17 protein-coding genes are annotated in these 18101 nt (G+C 66.7%); 9 read left to right on the top strand and 8 right to left on the bottom strand.

The genetic code is table 11. From position 1 onward, the window contains the following. Positions 1-15 precede the first annotated feature (15 nt). A complete protein-coding gene (locus tag GVY41_RS00520) occupies positions 16-246 on the bottom strand; it encodes a WGR domain-containing protein (RefSeq protein WP_161342331.1) in 231 nt (76 codons plus the stop codon). A gap of 170 nt (positions 247-416) precedes the next feature. After that, positions 417-1322, bottom strand: coding sequence for an AraC family transcriptional regulator (locus GVY41_RS00515; protein ID WP_161342329.1), 906 nt, complete (start codon positions 1320-1322; stop codon positions 417-419). Between the two features lie 158 nt (positions 1323-1480). Here GVY41_RS00515 and GVY41_RS00510 point away from each other — a divergent pair, with 158 nt between their 5' ends. Continuing rightward, on the top strand, positions 1481-2248 hold the full coding sequence (locus GVY41_RS00510) for an SDR family NAD(P)-dependent oxidoreductase (protein WP_161342327.1): 768 nt from the start codon (positions 1481-1483) through the stop codon (positions 2246-2248). Positions 2249-2332: 84 nt separating this feature from the next. Here the strand turns inward: GVY41_RS00510 and GVY41_RS00505 are convergent, their stop codons facing one another. The 6 genes from GVY41_RS00505 to GVY41_RS00480 form a co-directional block, all read right to left on the bottom strand. Then, entirely contained in the window at positions 2333-3244 is a 912-nt protein-coding gene (locus tag GVY41_RS00505; protein ID WP_229725901.1) for an XdhC family protein, read from the bottom strand. Positions 3245-3304: 60 nt separating this feature from the next. After that, positions 3305-5617, bottom strand: a complete 2313-nt coding sequence (locus GVY41_RS00500; RefSeq protein WP_161342323.1) for a xanthine dehydrogenase family protein molybdopterin-binding subunit — start codon at positions 5615-5617, stop codon at positions 3305-3307. Continuing rightward, positions 5614-6600, bottom strand: a complete 987-nt coding sequence (locus GVY41_RS00495) for an FAD binding domain-containing protein (protein ID WP_161342321.1) — start codon at positions 6598-6600, stop codon at positions 5614-5616. The genes GVY41_RS00500 and GVY41_RS00495 overlap by 4 nt, the downstream gene beginning before the upstream one ends. Then, the gene (locus GVY41_RS00490; RefSeq protein ID WP_161342319.1) at positions 6597-7100 is read right to left on the bottom strand and encodes a (2Fe-2S)-binding protein; all 504 of its coding nucleotides are present in this window, start codon (positions 7098-7100) and stop codon (positions 6597-6599) included. The genes GVY41_RS00495 and GVY41_RS00490 overlap by 4 nt, the downstream gene beginning before the upstream one ends. Before the next feature lie 71 nt (positions 7101-7171). Continuing rightward, positions 7172-7600: a MarR family winged helix-turn-helix transcriptional regulator gene (locus GVY41_RS00485; protein WP_161342317.1), complete on the bottom strand. Its 429-nt coding sequence runs from the start codon at positions 7598-7600 to the stop codon at positions 7172-7174. 158 nt (positions 7601-7758) lie between these two features. Continuing rightward, positions 7759-8517, bottom strand: coding sequence for a DeoR/GlpR family DNA-binding transcription regulator (locus GVY41_RS00480; RefSeq protein WP_161342315.1), 759 nt, complete (start codon positions 8515-8517; stop codon positions 7759-7761). 300 nt (positions 8518-8817) lie between these two features. On the opposite strand from GVY41_RS00480, the gene glpD reads away from it, so the two are divergent. The 8 genes from glpD to glpK all read left to right on the top strand — a co-directional run bounded on the left by glpD (position 8818) and on the right by glpK (position 18079). Then, on the top strand, positions 8818-10392 hold the full coding sequence (gene glpD / locus GVY41_RS00475) for a glycerol-3-phosphate dehydrogenase (RefSeq protein ID WP_161342313.1): 1575 nt from the start codon (positions 8818-8820) through the stop codon (positions 10390-10392). Next, a complete protein-coding gene (locus GVY41_RS00470) occupies positions 10382-11470 on the top strand; it encodes an ABC transporter ATP-binding protein (protein ID WP_161342311.1) in 1089 nt (362 codons plus the stop codon). Before glpD ends, GVY41_RS00470 begins: the two co-directional genes overlap by 11 nt. 3 nt (positions 11471-11473) lie before the next feature. Next, positions 11474-12550 (top strand): ABC transporter ATP-binding protein, encoded by a 1077-nt coding sequence (locus GVY41_RS00465; RefSeq protein WP_161342310.1) that lies wholly within the window; start codon positions 11474-11476, stop codon positions 12548-12550. Then, positions 12550-13422, top strand: a complete 873-nt coding sequence (locus GVY41_RS00460; RefSeq protein ID WP_161342308.1) for a carbohydrate ABC transporter permease — start codon at positions 12550-12552, stop codon at positions 13420-13422. The genes GVY41_RS00465 and GVY41_RS00460 overlap by 1 nt, the downstream gene beginning before the upstream one ends. Continuing rightward, entirely contained in the window at positions 13422-14225 is an 804-nt protein-coding gene (locus tag GVY41_RS00455) for a carbohydrate ABC transporter permease (protein WP_161342306.1), read from the top strand. The genes GVY41_RS00460 and GVY41_RS00455 overlap by 1 nt, the downstream gene beginning before the upstream one ends. After that, positions 14225-14647 (top strand): DUF2160 domain-containing protein, encoded by a 423-nt coding sequence (locus tag GVY41_RS00450; protein WP_229725902.1) that lies wholly within the window; start codon positions 14225-14227, stop codon positions 14645-14647. Before GVY41_RS00455 ends, GVY41_RS00450 begins: the two co-directional genes overlap by 1 nt. 92 nt (positions 14648-14739) lie before the next feature. Then, the gene (locus tag GVY41_RS00445; protein WP_161342304.1) at positions 14740-16464 is read left to right on the top strand and encodes an ABC transporter substrate-binding protein; all 1725 of its coding nucleotides are present in this window, start codon (positions 14740-14742) and stop codon (positions 16462-16464) included. A 130-nt stretch (positions 16465-16594) separates the two neighbouring features. Further along, entirely contained in the window at positions 16595-18079 is a 1485-nt protein-coding gene (glpK, locus tag GVY41_RS00440; protein ID WP_161342302.1) for a glycerol kinase GlpK, read from the top strand. Positions 18080-18101 lie beyond the last annotated feature (22 nt).

Here is an 18101-nt window from a genome sequence, read left to right as displayed (position 1 = left end):
GCAGACACGGCTCTGTCACACGGGCGAATATCCCCGGCGAAGCTTTGCCCGTGTCAGCCGGGCTACACTCACCAGCGCTGACTCCGCAGAGCTGCAGGTCTCGATCATCGCCCGCCCCCGCGGGCCAATCCGTCCCCAGCTGCGCAGGACCGTGACCTGGCCGAAAAGGTTCGGTGCCAGATCGACATGGTAGAAGCGCGCCATGTTTCTGGTGGGATCGATCTTGCGCAGACAGACGGCAGACATGACGCCACCTCCTCTTCCGAGGAGGACCCCGGGTGCGCGTCCCTGTCCAATCCCATTCAGAATCCATCACGCCGCGTCGGTTCACAACTGTGATGCCTTGTCGACTGCGGGCTTGGTGGTTGGCAACTGGAGCAGGACATGATCGCCACCCCGCTGGGGCGCCCGCTTCGCTATGTGATCGTCGCTGCGGGCGCGGGTACAGGCCAGGCGGCCTTGTCGCGGTCGCGCTGCGGTGGGGCGCCGAACAGGCGGGCATAGTCGCGGCTGAACTGGGTGGGGCTTTCATATCCCACGGCAAAGGCGGTGCCCGACACTGACAATCCGCCGTCGCGGATCAGCCGCCGCGCCTCGGCCAGTTTCAGCTGCTTCTGGAACTGCAGCGGCGTGGTTCCGGTGATGGTGCGGAAGTGGTCGTGGAAGGCCGAGGCGCTCATCCCTGCGATACGCGCGAGGGTGGCCACCGGCTGGGTGGTGGCAATGTCCTGCCGGATTTCGGCGATGGCGCGGGCAATGCCCGCGGCGCGGCTGTCGGCCAGGGCGAGGTTCCGCAGCATCGCGCCATGGGCCGAACTCAGCAGCCAGAAGTGAATCTCGCGCGTGATCAGCGGCGCGAGGACGGGGATGGCCCGCGGCTTGGCCATCAAGCCGAACAGCCTTTCCATGGCACCAGCGATCTCGGCGTCTGCCGGCGCGGCCGCAATCGCCTGCGCATTGGCGCAGGGGAGGGCTGGCATCTCGGCGGCAAGGTCGCGCAGCAGCAGCGGATCCAGCTCCAGCGCGAGGGCGACATAGGGCTCGGCCAGGCTGGCACGGGTGATGCGCGACAGGCCAGGAAGGTCGAGGCTGACGATCAGCGATTCGCCACGCCCGAAGGCAACGGTTCGCGGGCCGGCGATGATCTGCTTCTCGCCCTGCAGGACCAGGCAGAAGACCGGGGCAAATACCGTGTGCAGCAATTGCGTCGGCGCGCGGGTCTGCACCATCGCAAGGCCCGGCACGGATGTTGGATGATGCACGTCGCCTCCGCCGCGTTCAGCGGCAAACTGCAGGATGCGGTCGATCAAGCTGTTCGTCATGTTGGCAGTCTCCTGCGGACGACAGTGCCACGGGCCCCGGGCACCGCCCAGCCCGAACCCGCATCTGTGGAGGATCAGGCAGATATGCCGGAGCATGTGGCAGGCAGTGGCGGGGCCTCGTTGCTAGATTGAGGGCATCACCAGCATGGAGACACCAGATGACCGACCGTACCACCCCCATCGCCCTGATCACGGGCGGCAGCCGCGGCCTTGGCCGCAACACAGCGCTGCACCTCGCCCGCAAAGGCTGCGATGTCGCACTGACCTATCACAGCCGCAAGGACGAGGCCGAAGCCACCGTCGCCGAGATCGCGGCCTTGGGGCGCAAGGCGGTTGCCTTGCGGCTCGACACCGCGAAGACCGCAGGTTTCGCGGACTTCACCACGCGCCTGCAGTCGGCGCTGACCGATCTGCGCGGCGAGGCGCGGCTGGACTTTCTGGTGAACAACGCCGGCACCGGGATCAACGTGCCGTTTGCGGACACCACCGAAACGCAGTTCGATGACATGATGGCCGTCCACCTCAAGGGCGTGTTCTTCCTGACGCAAGGAATGCTGCCGCTGATCCGCGGTGGCGGGAAGATCGTCAACATATCCTCCGGCCTCGCGCGGTTCAGCCTGCCGGGATACTCGGCCTATGCCGCGATGAAAGGCGGGGTCGAGGTGATGACCCGCTATCTGGCCAAGGAGCTGGGGCCGCGCGGCATTTCCGTGAACGTTGTCGCTCCGGGCGCGATCGAAACCGATTTCGGCGGCGGCGTAGTGCGCGACGTGACCGAGGTCAACCAATACATCGCCAGCCAGACCGCGATGGGCCGCGTCGGCCTGCCCGATGACATCGGCGGCGCCATCTCCAGCCTGCTGATGGGCGACATGACTTGGGTAACCGGGCAGCGCATCGAGGTTTCGGGGGGCATGTTCCTCTGATCCCGGGCGCGTGACCTGCATGGCCCGATCCGCAGCCGCGGGTCGGGCTTTTCGCGCCCCCCCCTGGGGTGCAAGCGGTTCGGATCACGCTGTGGCGGCCCGACTTGCATGCAGGCCGATGATCTCGGCCAGCACTGAAACCGCCAGCGCGTTAGGTTCGCGCGAGGAGGGGATCAGGCCGACCGGCCCGTGGATGCGCGCCAGCTGATCCTCGGGCACGCCCATCACGCGCAAGCGGGACAGGCGCACCGCCTGCGCGGCACGGCTGCCTTGGGCGCCGATGTAGAAGGCCGGCGTCTGCAGAAGGTGCTTCAGGATGGCCGGTTCCAGATCGTGGTCGTGGAAGAACAGGATCGCAGCGGTGTCGGCATCGGCCTGCAAGGGCGCCGGGAGGTCAGTGCCGATCTGCATGACCGGGCTGCCGGCGGCGCGCACGGCCCCAAGGCTCAGATCCTCGGGCGAGAGCAGGATGTGCTCATGGCCCATCCCCCGCACGATGCCGGTGAAGGCCGCAGCCTCGGCGCCCGTCCCGAAGACAAGGAACCGCAGGGGCGGCAGGAAGCCGATTTGGAGCGCGGTGCCCTGCAGAGCGGTCGGCTGCCAGCCCTCAAGCGCAAGCCGACCCTCTGCCGAGACCCGCAGCGAGGCGGGCTGCCTGCGGGCGCGGGCCTGGGCCAGATCGTCCAGAATGTCGGTATCCTGCAGCGCGAAAAGCCGGATCTGGGCTGCACCGCCACAAGGCAGGCGCAGGTCGAAGAACGGCGAGCCCCGCCCATAGCGCAGGTCCTGGACCTGCCCGGTCTGGCGGACTTCCGTTGCCCGCGAGATCAGGTCCGCCTCGATGCAGCCCGAGGTGATCGCCCCCGCGAACCGGCCATCGGGGTGAATGGCCATTCCCGCGCCCGCGTTGCGATAGGCCGGGCCCTCGGTCGCGGTCAGCACGGCCAAGACCGTGCCGGCGCCCCATGCCAAGGCGCTGTCCCACGGGTCCAGCATCGCGGGATGCCGGGGCGTCCGGAGTGGCGCGAGGGTGAATTGTGGGTACATCTGGTGACCTTACAGCAGTTTGTCGAGCGTCAGGGGCAGATCCCTCACCCGCTTGCCCGTGGCGTTGAACACGGCGTTGGCGATGGCCGCGGCGACGCCGGTGATGCCGACCTCCCCGATCCCGCGCGCCCCGAGCGGCGAGCGCGGGTCGGGGATGCCGGTCCAGATCACCTCGATATCGGGCACGTCGAGATGCGCGGGGATGTGGTAGTCGGCCAGGCTGGCATTCATGATCCGGCCGCTGCGCTCATCGAACAGGGTCTCCTCGGTCAGCGCCATTCCCAGCCCCATGATCATGCCGCCGCGGAACTGGCTGGCGGCGGTCTTGGGGTTCAGGATCGTGCCGCAGTCGAAGGACCCCAGCAGGCGGGTGACGCGGACCTCGCCGGTCACCGCGCTGACCCGCGCCTCGCAGAAGATCGCGGACATGCTTTGCATGGCGAATTTCAGCATCTCCAGCGGCGCGCTGGCGCTGGCGGTCACGGTGACCGTCTCGCGTCCCGCACGCGACAGAATGGCGTGGAAGCTGTCGCGCCGCGCCGGGTCTTCGAGGCTGACCAGCTCGCCGCCGACCAGCCGCACCTCGCCCGCGCGCAGGCCCGCGACCGGGCTGGCATTGCCGGCCATCCGCAGCAACTCGCCCGTCAGTTTGTCTGCAGCCGCTGCGATGGCGGCGGCGATCGACACCGTCTGCGCCGAGCCGCCTGCCATCGGGGCCGGCGGCAGGTCGGAATCGCCCATCTCGAAGGTGATCGCCTCCAGCGGCAGGCCAAGCCTGTCGGCGGCATGCTGGCTTTGCACGGTCGAGGTACCCATGCCCATGTCCTGCGCCGAGCACGAAACCGTCGCCTGCCCGCCTTGCGTCAGATGGATGCGTACCGCGCCCGCGGGCATCCGCACATAGGGAAAGCTGCCCGTGGCGCAGCCCATGCCGGTCAGCCATTCTCCCTCGCGCCGGGTGCCGGGCGCTGCGCTGCGCTGGTCCCAGCCGAACCGTTCAGCACCCATGCGATACGCCTCCAGCACCCCGCGCTGCGAGAAGGCTGTGCCGGACAGCGGATGCGTCTCGGGCTCGTTGCGTCGGCGCAGTTCGATCGGGTCGATGCCCATCTGGTGGGCCAACTCGTCCACGGCGCTTTCCATTGCAAAGCTGCCGACCGACTCGCCCGGGCCGCGCATATAGGTGTTGGGCACCACGTCGAGGTCGAGGTGGCGCTGCCCGAACTGATAGGTCTTCGAGCGATAGGCCGCCCGGCTGCCAAGGGAGTATTGCTCGGGACAGACCGCGTAGGTCGGCATCACGGAAAAGCCGGTGTGGACGACCGCGGTGAACTTGCCAGCCGCGTCTGCCGCCAGCGCCACCCGCTGCTCGGTCGGTGTGCGGCCGCCGATCATCCGGCAGACCGCCTCGCGGCTGAGCATCAGGCGCACCGGGCGGGCGGCGATCCGGGCGGCGGCAATTGCCACGACCTGATGGTCCCAGAACGCCTTGCCGCCGAACCCACCGCCGACGAAGGGCGACAGCACGCGAACGCCCTCGCGCCTGACGCCGAACAGCTTGGCCAGCGCATTGGCCGTCGGCGCAATCGCCTGCGTCGCGTCGTGCAGCGTCAGCGCATCGCCGTCCCAGGCGGTGGTGACCGCGTGCAACTCGATGGCCGCGTGGTTGTGGCCGGGGGTGCGATAGAGGTTGTCGACAGAGTAGGGGGCCTGCTGCAATTCCCGCGGCGCGTCCCCGACCGAGACCTGGTTCTTCTCGGTCAGGATCGAGGCCGGGGTGCGGGCGTTCGCCTTGGCCTCCTCGAACCGCGTCCGTGCCGGGGCCTGTTCATAGCCGATCTCGACCAGCGTTGCGGCATGGTCGGCCTGTTCCTGCGTCTCGGCCAGCACCAGCGCGATCACCTGACCGTTATAGCGGATCTGGTCGTCCTGCAGGATCGGCAGCGCGCTGTTGCCGACCGCGCCCATGTTGCTGATGCTCATCACCGGCACGATCTCCAGCCGCGGCATGTTGCGGTGGGTTAGAACCAGCACCACGCCGGGGGCCGCCTCGGCGGCCGCCGTGTCCAGCCGGGCGATGCGGCCGCGGGTGATGGGGCTGTTGATCAGCGTGGCATAGCACATGCCCTCCATTGCCACTTCCGCCGCAAAGCGGGCCTTGCCCTGCACCTTTTGCGGGCCGTCAAGGCGCGAGGCCTGCCGCCCGACCTCGCCATGCCGCCCGATCAGCGGATCGGGCGTACCGCCTGGAAGCCAGCGTTCCGGCATCCAGCCAAGCACCGTCTTGACCGACCCGATGACGGCATTCTGAACCCTGCTCATGCTGTCACTCCGGTCAGGTCGGCAAGCACGGCAACTGCGGTGCGCCGGGCAAGTTCCAGTTTGAAGGCGTTGCCGGCCAGGGGCGCGGCCTCCGCCAGTTCCAGATCCATCGCCGCGAAAACCGCTTCGCGCGTGACCGGGCCGCCAAGCAGCGCCTGTTCGGCGTGCAGGGCCCGCCATGGCTTTGGCGCGATGCCGCCGAAGGCCAGCCGCAGCTCTGTGAGCACGCCGTCCTGCACCGAGGCGCAGGCCGCGACCGAAACCAGCGCGAAGGCATAGCTCGCTCGGTCCCGGACCTTGCGATAGTCGGACCGGGCCGCAACCGGCAAGGGTGGCAGCTCGATGGCGGTGATGATCTCGCCCGGGGCCATCACGGTCTCGATCTGCGGCGTGTCGCCGGGCAGGCGGTAGAACTCCGCCAGTGGCACCGTTCTTGCGCCTGTCATGCCAAGCAGGTGGACCTGCGCATCCAGCGCGACCAGCGCCACGCACATGTCTGACGGATGGGCCGAGATGCAGGCAGGCGAGCCACCGATGATCGCGTGATAGCGGTTGAAGCCCTCGCGCGCGTCGCAGCCACTGCCGGGCGCGCGCTTGTTACAGCGAGAGGCGGCGGGGTCGTTGAAATAGGCGCAGCGACTGCGCTGCAGGATATTGCCCGCGACCGTCGCCATGTTGCGGATCTGCGCAGAGGCCCCGGCAAGGATCGCGCGCGACAGGACCGGATAGCGCGTCCGCACCAGCGGGTGGGCGGCCAGCGCGGTGTTGCGGGTGGCGGCGCCGATCAGCAGGCCGCCCCTTGCCGTCTCGATGATCTCGGTAGAGAGCGCGGTCACATCCACCAGCGTTGTCGGATGTTCGACCCCCTTGCGCATCAGGTCGACAAGGTTGGTGCCGCCCCCCAGCAGCCGGTGCCCTTCCAGCGCGGCAAGCCGGGCGGCGTCTTCGGGCGAGGTAGCGCGGGCGAAGGTGAACGGGGTCATGCCGCCTGCTCCTTCGCGACCTGCAAGATCGCCTCGACGATGCCGTTATGCGCGCCGCAGCGGCATAGGTTCCCGCTCATCCGCTCGCGGATTTCCTCGGCGGTCACGGTCCCCTGCCCCGCCAGATCGGCGGTCACATAGCTGGGCACGCCGCCTTGCAGCTCGCGCAGCATGGCGACGGCGGCACAGATCTGGCCGGGCGTGCAATAGCCGCATTGAAAACCGTCATGGTCGATGAAGGCCTGCTGCATCGGGTGCAGGGCCGCGCCATCGCCGAGCCCCTCGATGGTGGTGACCGACCGGCCATCGGCCTGCACGGCCAGCGTCAGGCAAGACAGCACCCGCTCGCCATCGAGAAGCACGGTGCAGGCACCGCAGGCTCCCTGATTGCAGCCGACCTTGGTGCCGGTCAGATGCGCGCGCTCCCTCAGCAGATCCAGCAGCGAAACGCGCGGATCGTCCGGGACGGGAATGTCGGTGCCGTTGACGGATATGGCCATGTCTGCATCCCCTTGCGTCTGGCTGGAGCGATGACGGAGTGGCTATCAGTTTAATACGTAGTTCGTATTATTCAACCTTCGTATGACGAGATTTTCGTCATCATGGCAACAAACGTATCCCGCTCTGCCGGCGACAGCGGCGCGAGCATCGCCCGGAACATGATCAGGTAGGCCTGCTTCTGGGCGGCCGTGTAACTTGTGCCATCGCCCGTCAGCCGCAAGGCGACCGCCCGCCGATCCTCCGACGGGCGCAGCCGTTCCAGAAACCCGCGCTTGGCAAGACGGTCCGTTGCCGAAGAGATCGTCGTCATCGCCACACCAAAATTGCGTGCCACATCCGTCGGCCCGCACCCCGGGTGCGCCTCGACATAGTGCAAGATGTGCTTGTCGATCTCGGCAAGCGGCCTGCCGGCACCGGCATCCTTCAGCTTGAAGCGCCGAGAGAATACATCGAGCGCGGCGGCGAGACTGGCAACCTGGTCGTCTGTTGGATCGGTCATTCCGTCATATTAGGGGCGGGCAAGCCCCGGGGCCAGTGCGATAATCGGCAGCTGTCATGCACCGCGCCTCCCTGGACCTTCGCCCCATCACCAGCAAACTAGCGCCCCGAATCAAGGTCGGCAATCAGGCCCGCCTGCCCTGGCAAACACCCTGAGAGTCACCCCACCACGACCCGCGTGCCCCAGTCTGCGCAGCGATTGGCCAGACCGTCCGGCAGGGCTGCGTCGGTGAACAGCGTCGTCACCTCCTGCAGTGACGCCAGCCGCACCGGGGCCGACTGCCCCAGCTTGGACGCATCGCAAACCAGAAACACCTGCCGCGCCTGCCGGATGATCGCCTTTGACACCCGCACCTCGGCCAGATCGAAATCCAGCAGATCCCCCTCGGCATCCATGGCCGAGGCGCCGATCACCGCGTAATCCACCTTGAACAGGCCAAAGAACTCGGTCGTCAGCTCTCCCACCAGCCCCCCGTCCGACCGGCGCAGCGCCCCGCCTGCCACGATGATCTCGCAGCCTTCATTCGCCACGAGGATGTTGGCCACGTTCATGTTGTTGGTGATGACGGTGATGTTGCGATGGCCCAGCAACTCGCGCGCGACCGCCTCGGTCGTGGTGCCGAGGTTCAGGATGATCGAGCAGTTTTCCGGGATCGCCGCTGCACAGGACCGCGCAATCGCGGCTTTTGCCTCCTCGTTCATCCGGCGGCGCTGGACATAGCCGAGATTGGCCACCCCCGTGCGCGGCCGTGCGCCGCCATGCACCCGGTCCAGATGCCCCGCGTCGGCCAGTTCGCTCAGGTCGCGGCGGATGGTCTGCAGCGTCACCTCGAACCGCTGCGCCAGATCCTCCACCACCACGCGGCCTTCGGCGCGCGCGATCTCCAGAATCTCGTTCTGCCGAAAACTGAGAGCCACGCTGAAGTTCCTTTGCGTTCGGATGCCGGCGGCGAACTTTCGGATAAGGGGCCAAGGGGATCAAGCCGAAAATCCTGCAGCCGTGAAGGCCGCGATTGTTCCGCATTGCAGCGCGATTCTTCGGCTTTCGGGCCTTTCGTCCGACAGATCAACGCCTTGGCCTATGCCGCGCGCGCGAAAATTGTCGTTTCTTTCGAAAACGCGCAAAAGCGAAGATTTTCGTTGACCGGTCGACGAAATCGCTTCACCTTCGCTTTACCTGGAGGGGGACCGACCTTGAGCACCGCAGCACGGCCCGACATGGCTGATCTTTTCATCATCGGGGGCGGCATCAATGGCTGCGGGATTGCCCGTGACGCCGCCGGCCGGGGCCTGTCGGTGCTGCTTGCCGAACAGGGTGACCTTGCTCAGGCCACCTCCTCTGCATCTACCAAGCTGTTTCATGGTGGGCTGCGCTATCTGGAGTATTTCGAGTTCCGACTGGTGCGCGAGGCGCTGGAGGAACGCGAAACCCTGCTGGTGGCCATGCCGCACATCTCCTGGCCGATGCGCTTCGTGCTGCCCATGCACCCTGACATGCGGTTCGAGAGTGACACGCCCACTTCGCGCCTTTTGTCCCGCCTGATGCCCTGGATGCAGGGCCGTCGTCCGGCCTGGCTGATCCGTCTGGGGCTGTTCCTTTATGACACCCTGGGCGGCCGCAAGATCCTGCCCGCCACGCGCACGCTGGATCTGAAGACCGATCCCGTGGGCCGAGACTTGCGCCCGGAGTTTCAGCGCGCCTACGAGTATTCCGACTGCTGGATCGAGGATTCGCGTCTGGTCGCGCTGAATGCCCGCGACGCCGCCAATCGCGGCGCGCAGGTGATGACGCGGACCCGCGTCACCCGGGCCGAGCGCATGGGCGATCACTGGCAGGTCACGACCGAAGGCCCCGGCGGCCCCACCACCCACCGCGCCCGCGTGCTGGTCAATGCCGGCGGTCCCTGGGTCAGCGACGTGATCAGCCGCGTGGCCCGCATCAACTCCACCGAAGGGGTGCGGCTGGTGCGCGGCAGCCATATCGTCACGCGCAGGCTTTATGACCACGACCGCTGCTATTTCTTCCAGGGCACCGATGGCCGGATCATCTTTGCCATCCCCTACGAGCAGGACTTCACCCTGATCGGCACGACGGATCAGGACCACACCGGCACCCCGTCCGAAGCGCGTTGCACGGATGAGGAACGGGACTATCTCCTCGCCTTCGCAAGCCGCTACTTTGCCAAGCCGGTCACCAGGGGCGATGTGGTCTGGACCTATTCCGGCGTCCGCCCGCTTTATGCCGATGGTGCGAAATCGGCCACGGCAGCCACGCGCGATTATGTGTTGTCGCTGGACGAGGCTGGCCCGCCGATGCTGAACGTGTTCGGCGGCAAGATCACCACCTATCGGCGCCTGGCCGAGTCTGCGCTGGCCAAGCTCGCCCCCTTCTTCCCCGCCGCAGGGCCGGTCTGGACAGCCCGCGCTCCCTTGCCCGGCGGAGACTTCCCGGTCGACGGCGTTGCCGCGCTGCGCACCGACCTGCTGGCCGACTATCCCTTCCTGACCGAATTCTGGGCAGCCCGCCTGATCCGCGCCTATGGCACCGAGGCGCGCACACTGCTGGGCCCGGCAAGATCCGCCGCCGATCTGGGGCGGGATTTCGGCGCGACCCTGACCGAGGCCGAGGTGAGCTGGCTCATGTCGCGCGAATGGGCCGAGCGCGCCGAAGACATCGTCTGGCGCCGCACCAAGCTGGGGCTGCGCCTGACCACCGACCAAGTCGCTGCGCTTGATGCCTTCATGGCCGAAGGTGACGATATCCGACTGCAAGAGGGAACGTATGGCGCTTGAACTGGACGAGGTAGGCCGGGCGGTGAAGGGGCAGGTGCATATCCAGCCCACCACCCTGACGCTCGACAAGGGCACGATGAACGTGCTGCTTGGCCCCACGCTGTCGGGCAAGACCTCGCTGATGCGGCTGATGGCAGGGCTCGACGCGCCGACCACGGGCCGCATCCGCTGGCACGGGCAGGACGTGACCGGCCAGCGCGTGCAGGACCGCAAGGTCGCCATGGTCTACCAGCAGTTCATCAATTATCCGGCCATGTCGGTCTATGACAACATCGCCTCGCCGATGCGCCTGATGGGCAAGCCCCGGGCCGAGATCGACCGGGCCGTGCGAGAAACTGCCGAGATGCTGAAGCTGACGCCGATGCTGGCGCGCAAGCCGCTGGAACTGTCGGGCGGCCAACAGCAACGTTGCGCCCTCGCCCGCGCGCTGGTGAAGGGCGCGGGGCTGGTGCTGCTGGACGAGCCGCTGGCCAACCTCGACTACAAGCTGCGCGAGGAACTGCGGGCAGAGATTCCCAAGATCTTCGAAGCGTCAGGCGCGATTTTCGTCTACGCCACAACCGAACCCGAGGAGGCATTGCTGCTGGGGGGCCGCACCGCCACGTTGTGGCAGGGACGCGTCACCCAGTTCGGCCCGACGACCGAGGTCTATCGCCGCCCTGCCGACGCCACCACGGCGCGGGTGTTCAGCGATCCGCCGATGAACTTCCTGCCCTGCGACAAGGCTGGCGGGCGCATCACCTTCGCGGATGGCGCGGTGCTGCCCGCCGCCGGCCCGCTCGCCGATCTGGCCGATGGCCCCTACACCGCCGGATTCCGCGCCAACCACCTGCACCTGCACGCGGCCTCGCCTTCGGCCATGGGGTTTGACTGCACCCTTGGCGTGACCGAGATCACCGGATCGGAGACGTTCTTGCATATCACTCACGGCCCCGACCGCTGGGTCGCGCTGGTGCATGGCATCCACGACCTGACCGATGGCGCGCAGGTCCGCCTGTGGCTCGACCCCGCGCATATCTATCTGTTCACCCCGAAGGGGCAGCTTGCTGCGCCGGCGGCCTATGCGATGGCGGCCTGAACCATGGCCCGTATCACCCTGTCCAACCTCGCCCACAGCTACCTGCCGAACCCCGCCTCGCCGGCCGACTTTGCGTTGAAGCAGATGGATCATGTCTGGCAGGACGGCGGCGCCTATGCGCTGCTTGGCTCCTCGGGTTGCGGCAAGACCACGCTGCTGAACATCATCTCGGGCCTCGTGCGCCCGTCGCAGGGCCGGGTGCTGTTCGGCGACCGCGACGTGACCGATGCCGAAACCGCCGCCCGCAACATCGCGCAGGTGTTCCAGTTCCCGGTCGTCTACGACACCATGACCGTGCGCCAGAACCTTGCCTTCCCGCTGCGCAACCGCGGCAAGGACGCGGCCTATATCAAGGCCCGCGTCGATCAGATCGCCGCCATGATCGGGATGGAGGCGATCCTCGATCGTCGCGCGCAGGGCCTGACGGCGGATGCCAAGCAGAAGATCAGCCTTGGCCGCGGCATGGTGCGCGAGGATGTGAACGCCATCTTGTTCGACGAGCCGCTGACCGTGATCGACCCGCACATGAAGTGGGAGTTGCGCACCCAGCTGAAATCGCTGCACCGCGAATTCGGCCACACGATGATCTACGTCACCCATGACCAGACCGAGGCGCTGACCTTCGCCGACAAGGTGGTGGTGATGTCCGAAGGCACCGTGGTCCAGCTTGGCACGCCCGAAGAACTGTTCGAGACCCCGGCCCACACCTTCGTGGGCTACTTCATCGGCTCGCCGGGGATGAACCTCTTGGACGCCAGCATTGCCGGCACCTGCGCCCGCCTGGCCGGGGCCGAGCTTGCGCTGGCGCGCGATTATGGCACGCCGCAGGGCCGCACCCAGATCGGCATCCGCCCCGAATACGTCACCCTGACCGAAGGGACCGGCCTGCCCTTCGCCCTGACCCGGGTGGAAGACGTCGGCCGCCACCGCATCGTGCGCGGCACCGTCGAAGGCCAACCCGTCAACGTGGTCGTGCCCGAGGGGCAGGCGCTTGGCGCGCATCTGACCCATGTCAGCTTTGCCGCAGAGCGGATCAACGTCTACGCCGACGACTGGCGCATCGAAGGGGGGGCTGCCTGATGGACAAGGTGCAGAACAACAAGGCCTGGTTCCTTGTGCTGCCGGTGCTCGTGGTGGTCGCCTTCTCGGCGGTGCTGCCGCTGATGACCGTCGTCAACTACGCCACCAACGACACCTTCGGGAACAACCAGTTCTTCTGGGCGGGGCTGGAGTGGTTCGAGGAGATGGTCACCTCCAGCCGCCTGCACGATGCGCTTGGCCGGCAGATCCTGTTCTCTGGCATCATTCTGGCGATCGAGGTGCCGCTTGGCATCTACATCGCGCTCAACATGCCCAAGAAGGGCGCCTGGGCCTCGCTGTGCCTCGTGCTGATGGCGCTGCCGCTGCTGATCCCGTTCAACGTGGTCGGCACGATCTGGCAGATCTTCGGGCGCGTCGATATCGGCCTTCTGGGCCGCACTCTTGCCGCGCTTGGCGTGGACTACAACTACACCAACGATCCCGTGGATGCCTGGGCCACCGTGGTGGTGATGGATGTCTGGCACTGGACCTCGCTGGTGGCGTTGCTGTGCTATGCCGGGCTGCAATCCATCCCGCAGGCCTATTATCAGGCCGCCCGCATCGACCAGGCCAGCCGGTGGGCCGTGTTCCGCTATATCGAGCTGCCCAAGATGAAGGGCGTGCTGCTGATCGCCGTGCTGCTGCGCTTCATGGACAGCTTCATGATCTACACCGAACCTTTCGTCGTCACCGGCGGCGGCCCGGGGAACGCCACCACCTTCCTGTCGATCGACCTTGTGAAGATGGCCGTCGGCCAGTTCGACCTTGGCCCCGCCGCGGCCTTCTCGCTGATGTATTTCCTCGTGATCCTGCTGGTGTCCTGGGTGTTCTACACCGTGATGACCAGCCTTGACCGGCAGGAGGGCCGCTGATGCGCCTGCGCTATTCCCCCCTCGTGATGACGCTGTATCTGTTGTTCCTGCTGGTCCCGATCTACTGGCTGGTGAACATGAGCCTGAAGACGAACACCGAGATCACCTCGTCCTTCTCGCTCTATCCGCGCGATCTGACCTTGCGGAACTATGTGGTCATCCTGACCGACCCCAGCTGGTACATGGGCTACGTCAACTCGATCATCTACGTGACCATGAACGTGGTGATCTCGCTGACCGTGGCGCTGCCCGCGGCCTATGCCTTCAGCCGCTACAGCTTCATGGGCGACAAGCACCTGTTCTTCTGGCTGCTGACCAACCGCATGGCCCCGCCCGCCGTCTTTGCGCTGCCGTTCTTCCAGCTTTATTCCTCGGTGGGCCTGTTCGACACCCATATCGCCGTGGCGCTGGCGCATTGCCTGTTCAATGTGCCCCTCGCCGTGTGGATCCTCGAGGGTTTCATGCGCGGCGTTCCCAAGGAGATCGACGAGACCGCCTATATCGACGGCTACTCCTTCCCCCGCTTCTTCGTGAAGATCTTCATGCCGCTCATCGCCTCGGGTATCGGCGTCGCTGCCTTCTTCTGCTTCATGTTTTCCTGGGTGGAGCTGCTGCTGTCGCGCACGCTGACCTCCGTGAACGCCAAGCCCATCGCCGCCACGATGACCCGCACCGTCAGCGCCAGCGGCATGGACTGGGGGGTGCTGGCGGCGGCGGGGGTGCTGACCATCGTGCCGGGCGCGCTGGTGATCTACTTCGTGCGCAACTACATCGCCAAGGGCTTCGCCCTGGGGAGGGTGTGATGACCTTGCCGAACGCCCATCCCCCCCGCACCAACTGGGCCGCGATCCAAGGCGCCGCCGCCGCCGTGATGCTGGCCGCCCTCGCCGCCATCTTCTGGGCCGCCCCGCGCGAAGAGGGCGCGGTGGATTGGTTCGCCCCGATGATCCCCGGCGGCTGGATGGCCTGGACGTTGCCGGTCGCGCTGTTCTTCTGGGTGATCTCCAGCCTGCTGGTGCTGTTCACGATCCTTGCCATCCGGTTTCCGGAAACCCCGCGCATCGGCATCCTTCGGATCGAGACGACGCGCGGCGACCGCCTGTTCATTTCGCTTCTGGGCTCGGCCTTTCTCAACCTCGGCTGGCTCTTCTTCTTCGGCGCGCCGCTTTGGGGCGCGCTGATCCTGTGCCTCGTCTATGCCGCGGCGGTGTTCCGCTGGGTGTAGACGGGAATGACGTCGCCGGGGGGCAGGGAAATGCGACGAGGCCCCCCGGCAAAAAAAGAAAACAAGGTCTCATAATTTCGGGAGGATACATCATGAGATTCCGCCACACGACAACCGCCATGGCGCTTGCGCTGATGGCCACCGGGGTCACCCCGGCCTGGGCCGACATCGAGGCTGCGAAGGCCTTCCTCGATGCCGAGATCGGGGACATGTCTTCGCTCTCGCGCGCCGAACAGGAAGCCGAGATGCAGTGGTTCATCGACGCCGCCCAGCCCTTCGCGGGCATGGACATCAAGGTCGTCTCCGAAACCCTGACCACCCACGAATACGAAGCCAAGGTGCTGGCCCCGGCCTTCACCGCGATGACCGGCATCAAGATCACCCATGACCTGATCGGCGAAGGCGACGTGGTCGAAAAGCTGCAGACCCAGATGCAGACGGGCGAGAACATCTATGACGCCTATATCAACGACAGCGACCTGATCGGCACCCACTGGCGCTATCAGCAGGTTCGCATTCTCGATGACTGGATGGCCGGCGAAGGCGCGGCGGTCACGAACCCGGGCCTCGACGTGGCCGACTTCATCGGCACCTCGTTCACCACCGCCCCGGATGGCAAGCTCTACCAGCTTCCCACCCAGCAGTTCGCCAACCTCTACTGGTTCCGCGCCGACTGGTTCGATCATGAAACGACCAAAGCCGACTTCAAGGCCAAGTACGGCTATGACCTTGGCGTTCCGCTGAACTGGTCGGCCTATGAGGACATCGCCGAGTTCTTCACCGGGCGCGACATGTCCTATGCCGGAGGCCCGACCTCGGCCTGGGGCAACATGGATTATGGCAAGAAAGACCCCTCGCTTGGGTGGCGCTACACCGATGCGTGGATGTCCATGGCCGGCATGGGCGATGTCGGCGAGCCGAACGGCCTGCCGGTGGACGAGTGGGGCATCCGAGTCAACGAGGCGTCGCAGCCCGTGGGGTCCTGCGTAGAGCGGGGCGGCGCGACCAACGACGCCGCCGCCGTCTATGCCGTGACCAAGGCCATCGACTGGCTGCAACGCTTCACCCCGCCCGAAGCGCAGGGCATGACCTTCGGCGAGGCCGGTCCGGTCCCCGCCCAGGGCCAGATCGCCCAGCAGATATTCTGGTACACCGCCTTCACCGCCGACATGGTCAAGGAAGGCCTGCCGGTGATGAACGAGGACGGCACGCCCAAGTGGCGCATGGCTCCCTCGCCGCACGGCGCCTACTGGCAGGAGGGCATGAAGGTCGGCTATCAGGATGCGGGCTCGTGGACGCTGATGAAATCGACCCCGGTCGACCGCGCCCAGGCCGCATGGCTTTACGCGCAGTTCGTGGTGTCCAAGACCGTGGACGTGAAGAAATCCCATGTCGGGCTGACCTTCATCCGCGAATCCACCATCCAGCACGACAGCTTCACCGAACGGGCCCCGCGTCTTGGTGGTCTGGTGGAATTCTACCGCTCGCCGGCGCGCGTGCAGTGGTCGCCCACCGGCACCAACGTGCCCGACTATCCGAAGCTGGCGCAGCTCTGGTGGCAGAACATCGGTGACGCCATGTCCGGCGCCAAGAGCCCGCAAGAAGCCCTCGATGCGCTCTGCGCCGAGCAGGAGCGGGTGATGGAGCGGATCGAGCGTGCCGGCGTTCAGGGCGACATCGGCCCGAAGATGAACGAGCCGCAGGACGCGCAATTCTGGCTCGACGAGCCCGGCGCCCCGGTTGCCAAACTCGACAACGAAAAGCCGATGGGCGAGACGATCGCCTATGACGAGCTGATCAAGTCCTGGCAGAACTGACCAAGCCGGGCGGCCCTCGCAAGGGGGCCGCCCGCGACCCGGATTTCCGGTCCATCCCCTTCAAGTTATTGAAATCGCTGATCCATGCCACCGGCCCCGGCGCGGGACAGCTCTGCGCAGGCCAGACCTCATGACCTATATCCTTGCCATTGACCAAGGCACCACATCGTCACGGGCGATCCTGTTCGATGCTGCCTTGCGTCCCGTGGCCACGGCCCAGGAAGAGTTTCCGCAGCACTACCCCTGCCCCGGCTGGGTAGAACATGACCCCGCGGACCTTTGGTCGACCGTCGCCGGAACTGCCCGCGGCGTGATCGAGAAGGCGGGGATCGACGCCCGCTCCATTGCCGCCATCGGCATCACCAACCAGCGCGAGACCACGCTGGTCTGGGACCGCAAGACCGGCGAGCCGATCCACAACGCCATCGTCTGGCAGGATCGCCGCACCGCGGACACTTGCGGGCGGCTGCGCGAGGACGGGCTGGAGGCCCTATTCACCGCGCGCACCGGCCTGCTGCTCGACCCCTATTTCTCGGGCACCAAGGTGGCATGGCTGCTGGACAATGTCGAAGGCGCCCGCGCCCGCGCCGAGCGGGGCGAGCTGGCTTTCGGCACCGTCGATACCTTCCTGATCTGGAAGCTCACCGGCGGCGCCGTCCACGCCACCGATGCCACCAACGCCGCCCGCACCCTGCTGTTCAACATCGCCACAAACGAATGGGACACGGACCTTTGCGCCGCGCTGGATGTGCCGCTGTCGCTGCTGCCCGAAGTCCGGGACTGCGCCGCCGAGTTCGGCACCACCCGCCCCGACCTGTTCGGCCGCCCCATTCCCATCCTCGGCGTCGCTGGCGACCAGCAGGCCGCCACCGTCGGGCAGGCCTGCTTCACGCCCGGCATGATGAAATCCACCTATGGTACCGGCTGTTTCGCGCTGCTGAACACCGGCACCGATCTTGTCCCCTCCACCCACCGCCTGCTGACCACCATCGCCTACCGGCTTGAGGGCAAGACCACCTACGCGCTTGAGGGTTCCATCTTCATCGCGGGGGCCGTGGTTCAGTGGCTGCGCGATGGCCTGAAGATCATCCGCGAGGCGAAAGAGACCCAGCCGCTCGCGGAAGCCGCCGATCCCGCGCAGGACGTGGTCCTCGTCCCCGCCTTCACCGGCCTTGGCGCGCCCTATTGGCGACCCGACTGCCGGGGGGCGATCTTCGGCCTCACCCGCAATTCGGGCCCGGCCGAGCTGGCCCGGGCGGCGCTGCAGAGCGTCGGCTACCAGACCCGCGACCTCTTGGAGGCGATGCGCGCCGACTGGGGCGCTGCAAGCGATGGCGTGCTGCGGGTCGATGGCGGGATGGCCACCAGCGACTGGACGATGCAGTACCTGTCCGACATCCTTGGCGCCCCGGTCGATCGCCCGAAGGTGACCGAGACGACCGCCCTTGGCGCCGCCTACCTTGCGGGCCTGCGCGCCGGTCTCTGCCCTGATCCGGCGGGGTTTGCGGCGACCTGGGCCCTCGACCGCCGCTTCACGCCCGCAATGGACAGCGCCACCCGCGATGCACGCTATGCCCGTTGGGGCCGCGCCGTCGCCGCCACGATGTCGATGTGACCCCCACGTCCCATTGCCGCTC

This window comes from Frigidibacter albus, assembly GCF_009908165.1.
GTDB lineage: Bacteria > Pseudomonadota > Alphaproteobacteria > Rhodobacterales > Rhodobacteraceae > Frigidibacter > Frigidibacter albus.
Note: the sequence above shows the minus strand (reverse complement) of the source record. Positions and strands in the feature narration are given on the sequence as shown.

What these genes read in the sequence shown, in the direction of transcription:
- GVY41_RS00460 (WP_161342308.1), top strand. Translation starts at nt 12,550, where the DNA reads ATGGACAAGGTGCAGAACAACAAGGCCTGGTTCCTTGTGCTGCCGGTG.
- GVY41_RS00465 (WP_161342310.1), top strand. Translation starts at nt 11,474, where the DNA reads ATGGCCCGTATCACCCTGTCCAACCTCGCCCACAGCTACCTGCCGAAC.
- GVY41_RS00485 (WP_161342317.1), bottom strand. Translation starts at nt 7,600, where the DNA reads ATGACCGATCCAACAGACGACCAGGTTGCCAGTCTCGCCGCCGCGCTC.
- GVY41_RS00520 (WP_161342331.1), bottom strand. Translation starts at nt 246, where the DNA reads ATGTCTGCCGTCTGTCTGCGCAAGATCGATCCCACCAGAAACATGGCG.
- GVY41_RS00470 (WP_161342311.1), top strand. Translation starts at nt 10,382, where the DNA reads ATGGCGCTTGAACTGGACGAGGTAGGCCGGGCGGTGAAGGGGCAGGTG.
- GVY41_RS00515 (WP_161342329.1), bottom strand. Translation starts at nt 1,322, where the DNA reads ATGACGAACAGCTTGATCGACCGCATCCTGCAGTTTGCCGCTGAACGC.
- GVY41_RS00490 (WP_161342319.1), bottom strand. Translation starts at nt 7,100, where the DNA reads ATGGCCATATCCGTCAACGGCACCGACATTCCCGTCCCGGACGATCCG.
- GVY41_RS00450 (WP_229725902.1), top strand. Translation starts at nt 14,225, where the DNA reads ATGACCTTGCCGAACGCCCATCCCCCCCGCACCAACTGGGCCGCGATC.
- GVY41_RS00455 (WP_161342306.1), top strand. Translation starts at nt 13,422, where the DNA reads ATGCGCCTGCGCTATTCCCCCCTCGTGATGACGCTGTATCTGTTGTTC.
- GVY41_RS00445 (WP_161342304.1), top strand. Translation starts at nt 14,740, where the DNA reads ATGAGATTCCGCCACACGACAACCGCCATGGCGCTTGCGCTGATGGCC.
- GVY41_RS00495 (WP_161342321.1), bottom strand. Translation starts at nt 6,600, where the DNA reads ATGACCCCGTTCACCTTCGCCCGCGCTACCTCGCCCGAAGACGCCGCC.
- GVY41_RS00510 (WP_161342327.1), top strand. Translation starts at nt 1,481, where the DNA reads ATGACCGACCGTACCACCCCCATCGCCCTGATCACGGGCGGCAGCCGC.
- glpK (WP_161342302.1), top strand. Translation starts at nt 16,595, where the DNA reads ATGACCTATATCCTTGCCATTGACCAAGGCACCACATCGTCACGGGCG.
- glpD (WP_161342313.1), top strand. Translation starts at nt 8,818, where the DNA reads ATGGCTGATCTTTTCATCATCGGGGGCGGCATCAATGGCTGCGGGATT.
- GVY41_RS00505 (WP_229725901.1), bottom strand. Translation starts at nt 3,244, where the DNA reads ATGCTGGACCCGTGGGACAGCGCCTTGGCATGGGGCGCCGGCACGGTC.
- GVY41_RS00500 (WP_161342323.1), bottom strand. Translation starts at nt 5,617, where the DNA reads ATGAGCAGGGTTCAGAATGCCGTCATCGGGTCGGTCAAGACGGTGCTT.